Below are 14,562 nucleotides of genomic sequence, written 5' to 3' on the forward strand. Positions count from 1 at the left end.
GTGATCATTCAGCCTCTAGCCTGGGCGCATGCGCTTCTCCCGTGCGGTCCGCGCAGTCCTCGCCCCTTACGGGCGGCAGGGTCTGCGCGACCTCGTCTTCCTCGCCTCGGCCGTGCCGACGGCGAACCTCTCGGCGGTCGTCGTGCTGGCCTGGCCGGGCGCGGCGCCGTTCGTGCTCGCGCCGGTACTGCTGCCGTTGCTGCTGACCCCGGTGCTGACGAGGATTCACCGCAGTCGTTTCCGTTCGCTCCTGGGGCTGGAGATCCCGGCCGTCCCGCAGGTGCGGCCGCGTTGGCGCGCGCTCACCGCCGAGACGACCTGGCGGCAAGTTCTCTACCACGTCGTGGTGAACACCGTGATGGCGCTGTACGCGCTGGGCACCGTCTTCGTGATCGTCTGCGGACTGGTGCTGGTGAGTCTGCCGGCCTGGTACTGGGCGGTGCCGGGCAACGACGCGACGGGCGGGGCGCCCCCGCCCGCCGCTCCGGGCACCAGGCCCGACCTGCCCGCCACGCTCGCGTTCGGGATCAACCACCACGGCATCACCTGGCTGATCGTGCTGGGCTCGCTCGCCCTCGTGCTCGCGCCCTGGATCGTGCTGCTCGGGCGGATGCTGGACACCCGCGCGGCGGCCGGCCTGCTCGGGCCCAACCGGGCCCGCGAGCTGGCGGAGTTGACGCGGCGCGTCGAGAACCTGGCGGAGAGCCGCGCCGAGGTCGTCGACGCCGCGGACGCCGAGCGCCGCCGGATCGAGCGGGACCTGCACGACGGAGCCCAGCAGCGGCTGGTGTCGCTGGCGATGAACCTCGGGCTGGCCAAGCGCACGCTGAAGAACCTGCCACCCGAGGAGCAGGCCGCGCGGGCGATGGTGGTCATCGACGAGGCGCACACCGAGGCCCAGTCCGCCATCTCCGAACTGCGCGACCTGGTGCGGGGCCTGCACCCGGTGGTCCTGGAGGACCGCGGCCTGGACGCGGCCCTGTCCGGGATCGCGGCCCGCGCGCCGCTGCCGGTCCGGCTGCAGGTGCGGCTGGACCGGCGGGCCGCGCCGGCGGTCGAGGCGGTGGCGTACTTCGTGGTCTCCGAGGCGCTGGCCAACATCGCGAAGCACGCCCGCGCCTCACGCGCGGAGATCGCCGTGGACGAGCGGCCGGGCGCGAACGGTCCGGTCCTGGTCATCAGGGTGACCGACGACGGGGTCGGCGGCGCCGACCCGGTCAACGGCAGCGGACTTGTGGGCCTGCGCCAGCGAGCGGCGTCCGTGGACGGAACGCTGCAGATCACCAGCCCCCTCGGGGGACCGACGACTCTTCATGTGGAGCTGCCGTGCGCGCTGTAATCGCCGAGGACTCCGTCCTGCTGCGGGTGGGACTGGTCAAGGTACTGGAGGCCGTCGGCTACACCGTCGTCGCAGCGGTCAACGACGCCGAGGAGCTCCTCGCCGCCGTCGACGAGCACCAGCCGGACGTCGTGGTGACGGACGTGCGGATGCCGCCCGGCTTCACCGACGAGGGCGTGCGCGCCGCCTTGCTGATCCGTCGCCAGTGGCCGTCGATCGCGGTGCTGCTGCTCTCCCAGTACGTCGAGGAGCGCTACGCCGCGGACCTGCTGACCGGTGACAACCGGGGGGTGGGCTACCTGCTCAAGGAGCGGGTGGCCAACGTCGACGACTTCCTCGACGCGCTGGAACGCGTCGCCGCCGGTGGCACCGCGCTGGACCCCGAGGTCGTCTCGCAGCTGCTGCTGCGCCGGCAGAGCGGCCCGCTGGACCAGCTCACCCCGCGCGAGCGGGAGGTGCTCGGCCGGATGGCGGAGGGCCGCTCCAACGCGGCGATCGCCCGCGAACTCGTGGTCAGCGAGAGTGCGGTGGCCAAGCACATCAACAGCATTTTCATGAAGCTCGACCTGCCGCCGACGGAGGGCGAGCACCGCCGCGTCATGGCGGTGCTGCGCTTCCTCGACGCGTGACACGAACACTGGGAGGGATGAAATGGCACGGCAGAAGAGGATCTGGTGGGTCCTGTCGGCGCTCGTCATCGTGGTGGCGGCGACGCTCTCGGCGGGGACGATGCTGACCTGGATGCTGCAGCAGCAGTCGACGCACACCGACAGCTACACCGCCGCACAGATCAAGTCGGTGCAGTTGAACACCGGGCCGGCGAAGGTGCAGGTGCATCCCGCGAACGGGGGGACGGCGCGGGTGACCCAGACGATGCAGTGGGTCTTCACCAAGCCGACGGTGGTCCTGAAGTTCGACCCGAGCAGCGGCACCCTGAACGTCGACGCGAGCTGCGAGGGGGCCAGGTTCCTCGCCGACAAGTGCGCGGTGCAGCTGGACATCACCGTGCCGGCGACGGCCGAGGTCGTCTCCACCGGAGGCTCCGGGCAGCTGAGCGTCACGGCCATGGCCGGCCCGGTCACCGCACAGTTCGGCTCGGGTGAGGTCGACCTGAACCGCGCGAGCGGCCCGCTCGACATCCGGGTGGGGTCCGGCCAGATCTCCGGGACCGACCTGCAGAGCGACAAGGTGAACGCCGTCGCCGGCTCGGGCGAGGTGGATCTCGGCTTCGCTGCGCCGCCCACCACCGTCACGGCCGGCGCGACCTCGGGGCAGGTCTCGGTCGCCGTGCCGTCCGGCACCCAGTACCGGGTGAACGCGTCCGTCACCAGTGGCGAGAGCGACGTCGCCCCGGGCCTGTCCTCCTTCTCGGCGCCCGGCACGATCGCCGTGTCCGTGACGAGCGGCCAGGCCGAGGTGCACTACCGGTAGCCGGACTACTCGGCGGCCAGCCGCTCGCGGGCCTCCATCAGCGCGAAGCCCAGGAGGTTGAGGCCGCGCCAGCGCTGCGGGTCGGAGGCGGCCTCGTTCGCTGCGCCGAGACCGATGCCCCAGACCCGGTCGAGCGGGCTGGCCTCGACCAGCACGCGCTGCCCGGTGCCGAGCAGGTACCGGCGCAGCTCCGGGTCCTGGCCGAACTTGGCCACGTTGCCCCGGACCACCAGCTCGAACCGGGACTCGGCCCAGCGCTGCTCGTCGAAGCTGGCGACCTTGCGGCCCAGCGCCTTCGCCTCGGCGGGGGTGCGGGCCGCGAGTATCGCCGGGACCGACGCGTCGTCACCGAAGAGCCGGGCCTTGGCCGCCATCATCCAGTGCTCGGCGCTCGCGTACTCGACGCCGTCGACCGTGAACCGGCAGGGCCACCACTGGCTCAGCGAGCCCTGACCGACCGTCCCGTCCTTCTGCGGCTGATGCCCCCAGAACATCAGCCACTTGGGATGGGCGCCGGCCGTCACGAGGGCGGCCAGCTCCTCCCGGCTGCGAGCCTCAGACGGGTGGGCTCCCGCCGGGTGTTCGTGGGTGGTGATGTCGTTCTGCGTCATGCCCGCGATCCTGGCAGTCGGCACTGACAACCCGCCACGCGTTATCCACAGCCCTCACCGTTCCTCACCCGACCTTGCGCGGCAGGCGCGTGGAGAGGGCGATGACCAGGAAGGTCGCCGCGAACTGCAGGACCAGCACCAGGGTCAGCGCGTCCCGCATGCCCATGGAGGGGGAGAGCGAGAGGAACAGCGTGCCGAGGGTGGCGACGCCCAGGGCCAGCGAGGACTGCTGGGTGGTGGCGAGGATGCCGCCGCCGACGCCCGCCCGCTCGACCGGGATCTGGCTCAGCACCAGGCGGATGAGCGGCGGCATGACCAGGCCCTGGCCAGTGCCGGCGATCACCATGCCGGGCAGCAGCCCCCACGTGTTGATGCCGGACCAGTCGTTGGCCACCGTCAGTGCCAGGGTGCCGAGGCCGAGGGCCTGGATGACCGCGCCGGTCACGATGACCTTCGAGCCGAAGCGGGCCAGCAGCCGCGGGCCGGCGAGCGAGGCGGCGAAGAAGCCGGCGGCCATGGGCACCATCGCGAAGCCGGAGGCGATCGGGCCCTCGTGCAGGCCGACCTGGAGCGCGACGGCCATCACCATCATGAAGCCGCCGAACCCGGCGAAGAACGGCACGGCCATGGTCAGACCGACCTTCAGCCCGCGCAGCTTCAGCAGCGAGATCGGCACCAGCGGCACCTGCCCGTTGCGCTCACCACGCCGCTCGACCAGCACGAAAGCGGTGAGCAGGAAGGGGAAGAGAGCGAGCAGCACCCAGGTCCACACCGGCCAGCCCAGCGAGCGGCCCTCCATCAGCGGGACCAGCAGCGCCAGCAGCGCACCGGCCAGCAGCACCGTGCCGGGGACGTCGACGCGAGCGGGGTTGGCGGAGCGGGTCTCGGGGACGGTGCGCAGCGCGAGCAGCACGGCCACGACCGCGACCGGCACGTTGACCAGGAAGATGAACCGCCAGCCGGTGCCGAAGAGGTTGGCGGAGAGCAGCACGCCGCCCAGCACCTGGCCGATGACGACGGCGATGCCGCCGACGGCGCCGTAGACGCCCATGGCCTTGGCCCGGCGCTCGCCCTCGGTCGCGGCCTGGATGGTGGCCAGCGCCTGCGGCAGCATCAGCGCGGCCGAGGCGCCCTGGGCGACGCGGGCGACGACCAGCGCCAGCGCGGTGGGCGCGAAGCCGCAGGCCGCGGAGGTGAGGCCGAAGAGCAGCGCCCCGGCGACGAAGAGCTTCTTGCGTCCGTAGAGGTCGCCGAGGCGACCGCCGAGCACCAGCAGCACCGCGTAGGCGATGCCGTAGCCGGCGACGAAGAGTTCGAGCGTGGCCGGGCCCGCCGACAGGTCCTTGTCGATGGTGGGCAGGGCGACGTTGACGATGAAGAAGTCCAGCATCGGCAGGAAGGCGCCGAGCAGGACGGTGACCAGGCCCAGGGTGCTGAGCCGGCCGGGAGCGGAGGTGCGGACGGGAGCCGGAGCCGGGCCGCCGGCGATGCGTGAGACGCGCGGCAGCACGTTCGCCCGGGTGAGTGTCCGGGGGGTCTGCTGAGGGGTGGTGTGGATCGTCACGACCACTACTGTCCGCCGCTCCATAACCTGGTACCAGTGTCTGGTTATCCTGGTACTGGGACTACCTGGCAACGGGATCGAATCGGTTGCATCCTGGAATACATGACCACCGCACCCGCGTCCAGCCTCGAACTCGTCGCACCCGTCGGCAAGCCCGGAGACCTGCGCCGCCGCGAACTCGCCGCGTTCCTGCGCAGCCGCCGCGAGCGCATCTCGCCGGAGCAGGTCGGCCTGCCCAGCATCGGCCGCCGCCGCACACCGGGGCTGCGCCGCGAGGAGGTCGCACAGCTCGCCGCGGTCGGGGTCACCTGGTACACGTGGCTGGAGCAGGCCCGCGACATCCAGGTCTCCGCGCAGGTCCTCGACGCGATCGCCCGCGGCCTGCTGCTGAACCAGGTGGAGCGGCAGCACCTGTTCGCGCTCGCCGGCGCCGCCGACCCGATCGGCTCGCCCAGGGAGTGCCCGGTGGTCACCCCGCCGGTCCGCGCCGTGCTGGACCAGCTCTCGCCGATGCCCGCGGTGGTGCTCAACGCCCGCTTCGACATCATCGGGTTCAACGACGTCTACTCCCGGCTCTGCGGCGGCCTGGAGCGGTTCGAGCCGGAGCAGCGCAACCTGATGTGGCTGGCCTTCACCGATCCGGCCTGGCGCGAGCTGCTCGTCGACTGGGACGTGGCCGCGCGCCACATGACCGCGAAGTTCCGCGTCGCCCTGGCCGAGCACGTGGCCGAGCCGGGCTACAAGTCGCTGCTGAAGCGGCTGCTGCTGGCCTCGCCCGAGTTCGCCGAGGCGTGGGAGCAGCACGACGTCACCGGCACCTCCGAGGGGACCAAGCGTTTCCTCAACAGCGCGGTGGGCCTGCTGAACTTTGAGTACACCAACCTCTGGCTCGGTCCGCGCCCCGGCTACCGCATGATCACCTACATCCCGGCCGACCCGGTGACCAAGGCCCGCGTGGAGCAGCTGGCGGCAATGGGACAATAGAGGTTCTGCCTGTCGCCGCCCGACCGAAGGACCTCCGGATGACCACGCCCGCGCCCGATGCCGTCACCGCCGCGCCGCTGCGTCTCGGCTCAGCGCTGACCGTGTGGCCGCCCGTCGTGCTGGCGCCGATGGCCGGGATCACCAACGCGCCGTTCCGCACCCTGTGCCGGGAGCAGAGCGGGGGCAAGGGCCTCTTCGTCTCGGAGATGATCACGACCCGGGCCCTGGTCGAGCGCAACGCCAAGACCATGAACCTGATCCACTTCGACCCGAGCGAGCAGCCGCGCTCCATCCAGCTCTACGGTGTGGACCCGGAGACCGTCGGCCGCGCGGCGAAGATGATCGCCGACGAGGACCTGGCCGACCACATCGACCTGAACTTCGGCTGCCCGGTCCCCAAGGTCACCCGCAAGGGCGGCGGCTCGGCCCTGCCCTACAAGCGCAACCTGCTGCGCGACATCCTGCGCCAGGCCGTCGCCAACGCCGGCGACCTGCCGGTGACCATGAAGATGCGGGTCGGCATCGACGCGGACCACATCACCTACCTCGACGCCGGCCGGATCGGGGCCGAGGAGGGCGTGGCCGCGATCGCGCTGCACGGGCGCACCGCCATCCAGCACTACAGCGGCGAGGCCGACTGGTCCGCCATCGCCCGCCTGCGCGAGGCCGTCCCGGCCCACGTGCCGGTGCTGGGCAACGGCGACATCTGGTCCGCGGACGACGCCGCCCGCATGGTCCGCGAGACCGGCTGCGACGGCGTGGTCGTCGGCCGCGGCTGCCTGGGCCGCCCGTGGCTGTTCAAGGAGCTGGTCTCGGTCTTCGAGGGCACGGTCGACTACGCCCGCCCCGACTTCGGCTACGTCGCGACGACGATGATCCGCCACGCGGAGCTGCTGGGGGAGTGGATCGGGGACGAGAAGCGCGGCGTCATCGACTTCCGCAAGCACGTCGCCTGGTACACCAAGGGCTTCTCGGTCGGCTCGGAGCTGCGCAACGGCCTGGCCACCGCCTCCTCGCTGGCCGAGCTGGAGGAGCTGCTCGCCCAGGTCGACCAGGAGCAGCCCTGGCCCGTCTCGGCCGACGGCCCGCGCGGCCGCACCTCCGGCGCGCACCGCGTCGTCCTGCCCGAGGGCTGGCTCGACGACCCCTACGACTGCGCGGTTCCCTCCGCCGACGCGGAGCTGGACACCTCCGGGGGCTGAGCTTGGCCTAACGGAGTGTGGACACCAGGCGACACATGGTGAGACGGGCTACGTACGAGGAGTGAGACAGACGCCCCATCGGCGCGTGACTCCGGCCACATTCGTCGTCACTTTGCGTCAGATGGACGTAAAACCGCAGGTGGGACGGGGTGTGAAACGCTTCCCGAACGAGTCCGAACGCGGCGACGGGCGCGTGCCTCCAAAGGATCAAGCCAAGGACATCTGATCGTTGCCATCCGTGGTCGTCCGGTTGCGCTCGTGTGAGATCGGGGTTTCCCTGGGTTCAACTGATGAAGGATCGCTAGCGTCAGGGCGACGATTTTACTTTCGCAGGCTAAGGCCGATTCCGGGCTTTCGATCTCACGGGTTACCGGTCGGTACCGGCCGCTGACGGCCTATCTGGGGCAGCCAAGTGCCTTCGATCTGGGTATGTTCTCCGGCATCAGGGCAACCGCGCGGCAGGAGAGGCTCGTGGCCACTCAGGACAAGTTCGTCTTCGACTTCACTGAAGGCAACAAGGACCTCAAGGACCTTCTCGGCGGCAAGGGAGCGAACCTGGCCGAGATGACCAACCTCGGTCTCCCCGTCCCTCCGGGATTCACCATCACCACCGAGGCCTGCAAGGTCTACCTGGAGACCGGCAGTGAGCCGGCCTCCCTGCGCGACGAGGTCAGTGCGCACCTCGCCGCCCTCGAGAAGACCATGGGCAAGAAGCTCGGCGCCGCCTCCGACCCGCTGCTGGTCTCGGTGCGCTCCGGCGCCAAGTTCTCCATGCCCGGCATGATGGACACGGTTCTCAACATCGGCCTGTCCGACGCCTCGGTCAAGGGCCTGGTCAAGCAGTCCGGCAACGAGCGCTTCGCCTGGGACTCCTACCGCCGTCTGGTCCAGATGTTCGGCAAGACCGTGCTGGGCGTCGAGGGCGAGCTCTTCGAGGAGGCCCTCGAGGAGGTCAAGCGCGCCAAGGGCACGGTCAACGACCTGGACCTCGACGCCGCGGACCTCAAGGGCCTGGTCAAGACGTTCAAGAAGATCGTCAAGGACCACGCCGGCCGCGACTTCCCGCAGGACCCGCGCGAGCAGCTGGACCTCGCCGTCCACGCCGTCTTCGACTCCTGGAACAGCGACCGCGCCAAGCTGTACCGCCGTCAGGAGCGCATCCCGCACGACCTGGCCACCGCGGTCAACGTCTGCTCCATGGTCTTCGGCAACCTCGGCGAGGACTCCGGCACCGGCGTCGCCTTCACCCGTGACCCCGCCTCCGGCCACCAGGGCGTCTACGGCGACTACCTGTCCAACGCGCAGGGCGAGGACGTCGTCGCCGGCATCCGCAACGCCCTGCCGCTGGCCGAGCTCGAGCAGCTGGACAAGAAGTCCTACGACGAGCTCATGACGATCATGCAGACCCTGGAGAACCACTACCGGGACCTGTGCGACATCGAGTTCACCATCGAGCGCGGCAAGCTCTGGATGCTGCAGACCCGCGTCGGCAAGCGCACCGCGGCCGCGGCCTTCCGCATCGCCGTCCAGCTGGTCGACCAGGGCCTGATCGACCTCGACGAGGCGCTGCACCGCGTCAACGGCGCGCAGCTGGCGCAGCTGATGTTCCCGCGCTTCGACGAGAACACCAAGGCGGAGAAGATCGGCCGGGGCATCGCGGCCTCGCCCGGCGCCGCGGTCGGCAAGGCGGTCTTCGACTCCTACACCGCCGTCAAGTGGTCCCGCTCCGGCGAGAAGGTCATCCTCGTCCGCCGCGAGACCAACCCGGACGACCTCGACGGCATGATCGCCGCCCAGGGCATCCTCACCTCGCGTGGCGGCAAGACCTCGCACGCCGCCGTCGTCGCCCGCGGCATGGGCAAGACCTGTGTCTGCGGCGCCGAGGAGCTCGAGGTCGACACCAAGAAGCGCCGGTTCACCACCGCCGACGGCCGGGTGATCGAGGAGGGCGACCTCATCTCGATCGACGGCTCCACCGGCAAGGTCTACCTCGGCGAGGTACCGGTCGTACCGAGCCCCGTCGTCGAGTACTTCGAGGGGACCCTGCACGCCGGCGCCGACGAGGAGGGCGGCCTGGTCAAGGCGGTCCACCGGATCATCGCCCACGCCGACTCGGCCCGCCGGCTGCGGGTGCGCGCCAACGCCGACAACGCCGAGGACGCGAGCCGCGCCCGCCGCTACGGCGCCCAGGGCATCGGACTGTGCCGCACCGAGCACATGTTCCTCGGCGAGGAGCGCCGCAAGGAGGTCGAGCGGCTGATCCTCGCCGACAACGACGCCGACCGCGAGGCCGCGCTCTCCGTGCTGCTCCCGCTGCAGAAGACCGACTTCGTCGAGCTCTTCACGGCCATGGACGGCCTGCCGGTCACGGTCCGCCTGCTGGACCCGCCGCTGCACGAGTTCCTGCCCGACATCACCGAGCTGTCGGTGCGCGTCGCCCTCGCCGAGGCCCGCAAGGACCCGAACGAGAACGACCTGCGCCTGCTGCAGGCGGTCCACCGCCTGCACGAGCAGAACCCGATGCTGGGTCTGCGCGGCGTCCGCCTCGGCCTGGTCATCCCCGGCCTGTTCGCCATGCAGGTCCGGGCGATCGCCGAGGCCGCGGCCGAGCGCAAGCTCGCGGGCGGCGACCCGCGCGCCGAGATCATGATCCCGCTGGTGGGCACCGTCCAGGAGCTGGAGATCGTCCGCGACGAGGCCGAGAAGGTCCTCGCCGAGGTCAGCGCGAAGACCGGGGTCGACCTGAAGATCGCGCTCGGCACCATGATCGAGCTGCCGCGCGCCGCGGTGACCGCCGGTCAGATCGCCGAGGCCGCCGAGTTCTTCTCCTTCGGCACCAACGACCTGACCCAGACGGTGTGGGGCTTCAGCCGCGACGACGTCGAGGCCAGCTTCTTCACCGCCTACCTGGAGAAGGGCATCTTCGGGGTCTCCCCGTTCGAGACCATCGACCGCGACGGCGTGGGCGCCCTCGTCCGCAACGCCGCGATCGAGGGCCGCAAGACCCGCCCGGACCTCAAGCTCGGCGTCTGCGGCGAGCACGGCGGTGACCCGGACTCGGTCCACTTCTTCCACGAGGTCGGTCTGGACTACGTGTCCTGCTCGCCCTTCCGGATCCCGGTGGCGCGCCTGGAGGCAGGCCGCGCCGCCATCGAGACGGCGGGCAGCGACTCGCGCTGACAAACCCTCACCCGGTCCTCACCTCACCGGGTGCCAGCGCGAGGTATGCCCCTCCGACGTCACACCGTCCCCGACCAAGGCGGAAGTTGATGCAAGGGGGAGGGGCCGCTGCCCGCACCTGCTCCGTCGCGGAGCTCGGCGCAGAGTAGCCGCGACGGAAACCCGCCCGAGCGGGGCACGGACAACGGCGTCCGTCCCCGCTCGGGCTTTTGTTGTCTCCGGGCGTCCTCGCGTGTCCTCGGACGTCTTCGCACGTCTTCGCACGTCCCCTCATGTCTCCGCGCGTAGGCGGGAATTCCGGAACCTCTCAGTTCGCTCTGAGGCTGCCGTCGCACTCTTGAACGCTGTCTGTCCGATCGCCTAACGTCTCGGAACGCAAGCGCACACCCCCAAACGTGGTGACACCAACGGGCCGCCTGGCCAGCGGCGTTGCACAGCCCTCCGCTTCTCCCCCTCGTTCGAGAAGGGCACCACCGTGCTTCGTTCCGCACTTGTCGCCGGCGCCGCGTCCGCGCTGGCCGTCGCCGGCTTCGTCGCCGCCGCCCCCGCCGGCGCCAGTGAGCTCGCCCCCCACCACATGAACCCGCACGCCGCGATGACGGCGGCCGCCAGCACCGCCGGCAACCTCGCCTACGGTGGCGGCAACGTCGTCACCGCGCCGACGGTCTACTACGTCTACTGGGGCAACCAGTGGGGCAGCTCCAGCGTCACCAACGACCCGTCGGGTGAGGTCGCCCTCCAGCAGAGCTTCTTCTCGCACGCCTACGGCAGCGGCGACACGTTCTTCACCTCGCAGACCCAGTACTGCCAGGGCGTGGCCACCGGTACCACCCAGTGCAACGGCGCCGGCACCCCCGTCGGCCACCCGGCGTCGAGCCCCCTCGGTGGCACCTGGCTGGACAGCTCCAGCAAGACCCCCAGCCGCCCCAGCACCTCCGCGATCGCCGCCGAGGCGGTCAAGGCGGCGGCCCACTTCGGCGTCTCCGGTGACAACGTCCAGATCGTCGTCGACCTGCCGCACGGTGTGGTGCCCTCGGGCTTCAAGACCTCCTACTGTGCCTGGCACGACCACACCACGACCGCCTCCGGCGCGGACCTGCCCTACACCAACATGCCCTACATCACCGACGCGGGTTCGGGCTGCGGCGCGAACTTCGTCGGCACCGGCTCCTCCGGTGTGAACGGCGCGGACGAGGGCATCACCATCGTCGGCGGCCACGAGTACGCCGAGACGCTGACCGACCCGGCGCCCAGCAGCGGCTGGGTCGACAGCTCGGGCGCGGAGACGGGCGACAAGTGCGCCTGGATCTCCAGCGGCCAGGGCGCCTCGCAGATCATCAGCCTGAACGGCGCGAACTTCGCCGTCCAGTCGCTGTGGAGCAACAACTTCTCTGGCGGTGCCGGCGGTTGCGTGGTGTCCTACACCAGCGCGAGCAACCAGCACTGACGTCGCACCACCCCGTCGTAGGCCGGGCCCCGAGGGGTTCGGCCTACGGCCGCATCCGAGGAGTCCTGTCGTGAACCGAGCCCTGCGAATCCTGCCCCTGGCGGCCGTGGCCCTGCTGACCGCTTGCAGCGGCGGCACGTCCACCCCGTCCGCCGCGCCGAGCGCGGCTCCCGCGGTTCCCTCCGCGACGGCGACGACCGCGACCACCGCGCTGCCCGCGTGCGCGAAGCTCCCGGACCCGGTGCTGCCGCACTCGGCGGGGGAGCTCACGGAACAGCAGGCCGGCGTCTACTGCCTGCCCCGCGGCCAGCGGGTCGACATATTCCTCACCGCCGCGAAGAGCGGCGACGCCTGGCGCCCGGTGCAGTCCTCCGCCACGATCCTCGCCCCGGCCAACACGGGCGTCATGACCGCCCCCCTCGGCGTCACCCCGGCCATGTTCTACGGCACCACCGACGGCACGTCGGTCCTCACCAGCTCAGCCGCCTCCGGCAAGACCTGGAAGGTCACCATCGTCGTCAAGGGGTAGTCGCACTCTTCAGGGGCGCGAGTAACAGCCGCACATCAGCGGAGCCTCGCGCCCCTGTTCGGCTACGCCGAAATGAGGGGCCTCGTGTCGGTCACTCGGTGGCTCCGGCCCGCGGCGACGCGTTGTTCGAGGCCGGAGCGGACCAGGGGCCATTCCTCGTCGAGGATGGAGTAGAAGGCCGTGCCGCGGACCATGCCGTCCAGGCCGCGGGTGTGCATGCGGTGGACGCCCTCCAGGACCGCGCCGAGGCGTTCGATCGCCGCGCGCGAGCGCCCGTTGCGGGCGTCCGCGCGCATGGAGACCCGGCGCACGCCCCACGTCTCGAAGGCGTGACGGAGCATCAGGAGCTTGGCCTCGGTGTTGATCCCGGTGCCCTGGGCCCGCGCGGAGAGCCACGTGGCGCCGATCTCCGTCGCGTCGGGGATCGCCGTCAGCGGGTCGCCGACGGGGCCGCGGGGGGCCGGAGGCCAGATCACCGGGCCCTGCCAGTAGTCCAGCTCCGTGAACCGGGTCGACCCCACCACCAGGCCGTCGCTCGCTCTGACCGTGACGAAGGGGAGGGCGCGACCCGCCGCCTGCGCGGCCAGCGCGTCTCTGACGTAACGTTCCGTCGCCTCGATGCCGTGCGGCACGGGCGTGAACGCATAGCTGCTTCGGTCCTCTGCCGCGGCCGCGGCAAGGGCCTCGATGTGGCGCTCAGTGAGCGGCTCCAGCCGCACGGTGCGGCCGCAGAGGAAGACGGGTACGGGCACTTGGCCTTAGGTCCTTCGGCGGGTGGGGTCGGGAAAGGTGCGCCCCGCCGGCCGTGGGTACGGCGACGGATCGCGTGCGCCGTGCGGCGTAGCGGGGAGCGGGGGGACAGTGTGTGTCCGAAAGATGGCCGAGGCGGGAACGAGAGCGCGAAGGACAGCGGGCGGCCAGGTGAAGGCAAGGTGCGAAGCGAGGGTGCTGCAAGAAAGTGCTGCGAGAGGTTGTGCGGCAGTCTCCACGCGCCCTGCGCGGGCGAGAGTGGAGTGCAGCGAGAGGACCATACCGGGCCTGAGGGGTTAAGTCACCCCAGTCGCGCGAAACCGACGTGCACGGCGTGTCTCCGGGGCGCATGGCCTCGGTTCGCACTCCGAATTGGGGAATGAACCCTGGTTCCGGGATGCTGGAACCAGGGTACTGGAAGCTGTTTCGACAGCCTGACGACGGGAGTGGACCCCAGGTGCTGGAACCGGAGGGGCTGTACGCGTTCGAGCCGGACGCCGAGGAGCTGGCCGCGGACGCCTCGATCCTGCTGCACTTCTTCGACGGCTTCATGGACGCCGGGGAGACCGGCGAGCAGATCGTCGCGGAGTTGCTGGAGGACCCGGACCGCCGGCTGGTCGCCCGCTTCGACGCCGACCGGCTGGTCGACTACCGCGCTCGTCGCCCCACGATGCTGTTCGACCGCGACCACTGGGCCACGTACGAGGCCCCGACGCTCGACCTGTACCTCGTGCACGACGCCGTCGGTGCCCCCTTCCTGCTGCTGTCCGGCCCGGAGCCGGACGTGGAGTGGGAGCGGTTCGCGGCGGCCGTGCGGCAGGTCGTCGAGCGCCTGGGCGTGCGGCTCGCGGTGACCTTCCACGGGGTGCCGATGGGCGTCCCGCACACCCGCCCGGTCGGGCTGACCCCGCACGGCAACCGCAAGGACCTGATCGGTCAGCACCCCCGCTGGTTCGAGCAGGTGCAGGTGCCGGGCAGTGCCGGCGGCATGCTGGAGTTCCGCCTCGACGAGGCCGGCCACGACGTCCTGGGCTTCGCCGCGCACGTGCCGCACTATCTGGCGCGCACGCCCTACCCGCACGCCGCGGTGGCCGTGCTGGAGGCGATCCAGTCCGCGACCGGGCTGGTGCTGCCGGGCACGGGGCTGCGGGACCGGATGGACGAGGTCCGCGAGGACATCGACCGCCAGATCGCCGAGGGCGACGAGGACCTGCGGACGGCGATCCGGGGCCTGGAGCAGCAGTACGACGCGGTGGCGGGGGCGGCCGACCGCGAGAACCTCCTCGCCGAACCGGTCGACCTCCCCTCCGCGGACGAACTAGGCCGCGCTTTCGAGGAGTTCCTGGCCGAGCAGGGCGACACGGAGTAGAGATTTCGCTCCCGCAGTCAGTCGCAACACCTCAGGGGCGCGGGGAACTGTCGCGCAGTTCCTCGCGCCCCTGAGGTGTTGCGACTGACTGCGGGAGCGAAATCTCTACTCCGTGGCGCCCTGCTCGGCCAGGAACCGGCCTCGTATACACATCTC

General features: G+C 71.0%; 12 protein-coding genes. 9 read left to right on the plus strand and 3 right to left on the minus strand.

Going from position 1 to position 14,562, the window contains the following annotated elements; all coding sequences use genetic code 11:
* The first annotated feature begins 28 nt into the window (after window positions 1-28).
* The 3 genes from DN069_RS08690 to DN069_RS08700 are packed head-to-tail and all read left to right on the plus strand — an operon-like array spanning window position 29 to window position 2,770.
* Window positions 29-1,339 (plus strand): sensor histidine kinase, encoded by a 1,311-nt coding sequence (locus DN069_RS08690; protein WP_111500273.1) that lies wholly within the window; start codon window positions 29-31, stop codon window positions 1,337-1,339.
* Entirely contained in the window at window positions 1,327-1,968 is a 642-nt protein-coding gene (locus tag DN069_RS08695) for a response regulator transcription factor (protein ID WP_111500274.1), read from the plus strand. Before DN069_RS08690 ends, DN069_RS08695 begins: the two co-directional genes overlap by 13 nt.
* 22 nt (window positions 1,969-1,990) lie before the next feature.
* Entirely contained in the window at window positions 1,991-2,770 is a 780-nt protein-coding gene (locus tag DN069_RS08700; RefSeq protein ID WP_111500275.1) for a DUF4097 family beta strand repeat-containing protein, read from the plus strand.
* 5 nt (window positions 2,771-2,775) lie between these two features.
* Here DN069_RS08700 and DN069_RS08705 read toward each other — a convergent pair whose 3' ends face one another.
* Complete coding sequence (locus tag DN069_RS08705) at window positions 2,776-3,381, minus strand: NADAR family protein (protein WP_111500276.1); 606 nt, start codon at window positions 3,379-3,381, stop codon at window positions 2,776-2,778.
* A 64-nt stretch (window positions 3,382-3,445) separates the two neighbouring features.
* A complete protein-coding gene (locus tag DN069_RS08710; protein ID WP_111500277.1) occupies window positions 3,446-4,969 on the minus strand; it encodes an MFS transporter in 1,524 nt (507 codons plus the stop codon).
* A gap of 78 nt (window positions 4,970-5,047) precedes the next feature.
* On the opposite strand from DN069_RS08710, the gene DN069_RS08715 reads away from it, so the two are divergent.
* The 5 genes from DN069_RS08715 (at window position 5,048) to DN069_RS08735 (ending at window position 12,287) form a co-directional block, all read left to right on the plus strand.
* A complete protein-coding gene (locus DN069_RS08715) occupies window positions 5,048-5,929 on the plus strand; it encodes a helix-turn-helix transcriptional regulator (RefSeq protein WP_111500278.1) in 882 nt (293 codons plus the stop codon).
* A 38-nt stretch (window positions 5,930-5,967) separates the two neighbouring features.
* On the plus strand, window positions 5,968-7,131 hold the full coding sequence (dusB, locus tag DN069_RS08720; protein WP_111500279.1) for a tRNA dihydrouridine synthase DusB: 1,164 nt from the start codon (window positions 5,968-5,970) through the stop codon (window positions 7,129-7,131).
* Window positions 7,132-7,560: 429 nt separating this feature from the next.
* The gene (gene ppdK, locus DN069_RS08725) at window positions 7,561-10,311 is read left to right on the plus strand and encodes a pyruvate, phosphate dikinase (RefSeq protein ID WP_111500280.1); all 2,751 of its coding nucleotides are present in this window, start codon (window positions 7,561-7,563) and stop codon (window positions 10,309-10,311) included.
* A 475-nt stretch (window positions 10,312-10,786) separates the two neighbouring features.
* The gene (locus DN069_RS08730; RefSeq protein WP_111500281.1) at window positions 10,787-11,758 is read left to right on the plus strand and encodes a hypothetical protein; all 972 of its coding nucleotides are present in this window, start codon (window positions 10,787-10,789) and stop codon (window positions 11,756-11,758) included.
* Between the two features lie 70 nt (window positions 11,759-11,828).
* Window positions 11,829-12,287, plus strand: a complete 459-nt coding sequence (locus tag DN069_RS08735) for a hypothetical protein (protein ID WP_111500282.1) — start codon at window positions 11,829-11,831, stop codon at window positions 12,285-12,287.
* Window positions 12,288-12,349: 62 nt separating this feature from the next.
* On the opposite strand, the gene DN069_RS08740 is transcribed toward DN069_RS08735, so the two are convergent.
* Window positions 12,350-13,039, minus strand: a complete 690-nt coding sequence (locus DN069_RS08740; protein WP_111500283.1) for a GNAT family N-acetyltransferase — start codon at window positions 13,037-13,039, stop codon at window positions 12,350-12,352.
* Window positions 13,040-13,494: 455 nt separating this feature from the next.
* Between DN069_RS08740 and DN069_RS08745 the strand changes: the two genes are divergently transcribed.
* A complete protein-coding gene (locus DN069_RS08745) occupies window positions 13,495-14,406 on the plus strand; it encodes a proteasome assembly chaperone family protein (protein WP_111500284.1) in 912 nt (303 codons plus the stop codon).
* Window positions 14,407-14,562 lie beyond the last annotated feature (156 nt).

The sequence above is a fragment of the Streptacidiphilus pinicola genome (genome assembly GCF_003258295.1).
Lineage (GTDB): Bacteria > Actinomycetota > Actinomycetes > Streptomycetales > Streptomycetaceae > Streptacidiphilus > Streptacidiphilus pinicola.

Excerpts from the sequence above, each read along its gene's own strand:
- DN069_RS08690 (WP_111500273.1), top strand. The coding sequence starts at position 29 with ATGCGCTTCTCCCGTGCGGTCCGCGCAGTCCTCGCCCCTTACGGGCGG.
- DN069_RS08700 (WP_111500275.1), top strand. The coding sequence starts at position 1,991 with ATGGCACGGCAGAAGAGGATCTGGTGGGTCCTGTCGGCGCTCGTCATC.
- DN069_RS08705 (WP_111500276.1), bottom strand. The coding sequence starts at position 3,381 with ATGACGCAGAACGACATCACCACCCACGAACACCCGGCGGGAGCCCAC.
- DN069_RS08710 (WP_111500277.1), bottom strand. The coding sequence starts at position 4,969 with ATGGAGCGGCGGACAGTAGTGGTCGTGACGATCCACACCACCCCTCAG.
- DN069_RS08715 (WP_111500278.1), top strand. The coding sequence starts at position 5,048 with ATGACCACCGCACCCGCGTCCAGCCTCGAACTCGTCGCACCCGTCGGC.
- dusB (WP_111500279.1), top strand. The coding sequence starts at position 5,968 with ATGACCACGCCCGCGCCCGATGCCGTCACCGCCGCGCCGCTGCGTCTC.
- ppdK (WP_111500280.1), top strand. The coding sequence starts at position 7,561 with ATGTTCTCCGGCATCAGGGCAACCGCGCGGCAGGAGAGGCTCGTGGCC.